The following is a 1,704-nucleotide window of genomic DNA, read 5'->3' on the forward strand; positions in this document are numbered from 1 at the left end:
GTCAGGCGCCGTTCTCCCGGACAGGGGTGACAATCTCGTCGACAAGCCAGCGGGCGGCCTTTTCCGGATAGGGGCGGGGCAGCGCGAGTACGACGTGCCGGATGCCGGCGGCGGCGAGTGCGCAGACGTGGGCGCGGGTGGTTGCGGGGTCGGCGTAGTCGACGATGATCTGCGCGGAGCGGGTGATCTCGGCGGGGTCGCGGCCGATCGCCGCGCAGTGCGCGTCCAGGACGCGGGCGCGCTCGGCGATCCAGTCGGTGCCGTTGTGGGGCGGGCCGGGGAGGTTCCAGATGTCGGCGTGCTCGGCGATGATGCGCAGGGTGCGGTCGCCCCAGCCGCCGAGCAGCAGCGGCGGGCCGCCGGGCTGGACCGGGCCGGGGCCGTTGCGGGTGCCGCGCAGGGTGGTGAAGAGGCCGTCGTGATCGAAGGCCTCCTCGGTCCACATGCTGCGCAGAATGGTGATCGTCTCGGTGAGGCGGGCCAGGCCCTCGCCGGGACTCGGGAGCGGGAGGCCGTAGGCGGCGTACTCGGCGACGGCCGGGTTGGGGCCGTCGGGCTGTCGGGTTCCGCCGACGCCCAGGCCCATGATCAGGCGCCCTTTGGAGATCACGTCCACGGTGGTGGCGATCTTTCCGAGGTGGGCGGGGGCGCGCAGCATGTTGCTGGTGACGAGCAGGCCGAGACGGAGTCGGGTGGTGCGAGCGGCCAGTGCGGCCAGCAGCGTCCAGCCCTCCAGGACAGCGCCGCCGGGCGGCCCAGCCAGCGGCATCAGGTGGTCCCACAGCCAGGCGTCGTCGAGTTCGGGCAGTTCGTCGGCCTCCTCCCAGACGCGGAGGATGTCGTCGTAGGCCAGGTGCATGGGCGTCGTCTTGACGCCGAAGCGGAGGGCGCGGTGGGGTGCGTCAATGGGCATGACCATCACCATAGTGATCGTCAGTGCTGCTGACTATCAGACGATGGTTAAGATTTTGGGATGGCGGAGAATGACGACAACGGGGCCGCGGTCGAGGATCTGCTCGGCACGCGGCTGGGCTACCTGCTCAAGCACGCGCAGCTGCGGCTGGCCAAGCATGCCGGGCCCGCACTGGCCCCGTTCGGGCTGGACGCACGGGAGTTGGCGGTGCTCGCGGTGCTGGCGGCGGGCCGTCCGCTGTCGCAACTGGAGGCCGCGCGGCGGCTGGGCGTGGACCGCACGACGATGGTCGCGCTCGTCGACGCGCTGGAGGGCAAGGGATTGGTGGAGCGGCGCCGCAGTGAGGAGGACCGCCGCCGCAACGTCGTTGAGTTGACGGAGCGGGGCAGACGGGCGCGGGCCGATGCGGAGGACGCCCGTGAGGCGGCGGAACGCGAGTTCCTCGCCCCGCTCGGCGAGAAGGACGCGGCGCGCCTGGTGAAGGCGCTGCAGGTGCTGATCAGAACTCCAAACAGGCCCTGAAGGCCCTCATTCAACCGGAATGCCTCGGCGGAGGTCTCGGAGCCGGCCGAGGGCCACTGCAAGTTCGTTGCGAAGCCGTTCGTTCTCCTCGTGCAGTTTGCGGTTGGCGTCCCGCAGGGCTCTGACCACCGTCTCGTGTGACCTGGTGGTGATCCGCTGCTGATCGGGCAAAGCAGGTCGCCCCGTGGAGGGCTGCTTGTCAGCGAGGCCGCGCAGTCTGGCGAGCAATGGCGCCTGGGCAGCGTCGTAGAGGAAGGTCCGGGAGACCC

2 protein-coding genes and 1 pseudogene are annotated in these 1,704 nt (G+C 70.8%); 1 reads left to right on the top strand and 2 read right to left on the bottom strand.

What is annotated here, in order from left to right:
* Position 1 precedes the first annotated feature (1 nt).
* The gene (locus FCI23_RS55510) at positions 2–913 is read right to left on the bottom strand and encodes an LLM class flavin-dependent oxidoreductase (RefSeq protein ID WP_169317500.1); all 912 of its coding nucleotides are present in this window, start codon (positions 911–913) and stop codon (positions 2–4) included.
* Between the two features lie 60 nt (positions 914–973).
* Between FCI23_RS55510 and FCI23_RS55515 the strand changes: the two genes are divergently transcribed.
* Positions 974–1,435, top strand: a complete 462-nt coding sequence (locus FCI23_RS55515) for a MarR family winged helix-turn-helix transcriptional regulator (protein WP_136731739.1) — start codon at positions 974–976, stop codon at positions 1,433–1,435.
* A 6-nt stretch (positions 1,436–1,441) separates the two neighbouring features.
* On the opposite strand, the pseudogene FCI23_RS55520 reads toward FCI23_RS55515, so the two are convergent.
* Positions 1,442–1,704 (bottom strand): annotated as a pseudogene (locus FCI23_RS55520) (DUF6262 family protein); the annotation flags it as partial.

It is taken from the genome of Actinacidiphila oryziradicis (assembly GCF_005047355.1).
Classification (GTDB): Bacteria; Actinomycetota; Actinomycetes; order Streptomycetales; family Streptomycetaceae; genus Actinacidiphila; species Actinacidiphila oryziradicis.

Excerpts from the sequence above, each read along its gene's own strand:
- FCI23_RS55510 (WP_169317500.1), bottom strand. The coding sequence starts at position 913 with ATGCCCATTGACGCACCCCACCGCGCCCTCCGCTTCGGCGTCAAGACG.
- FCI23_RS55515 (WP_136731739.1), top strand. The coding sequence starts at position 974 with ATGGCGGAGAATGACGACAACGGGGCCGCGGTCGAGGATCTGCTCGGC.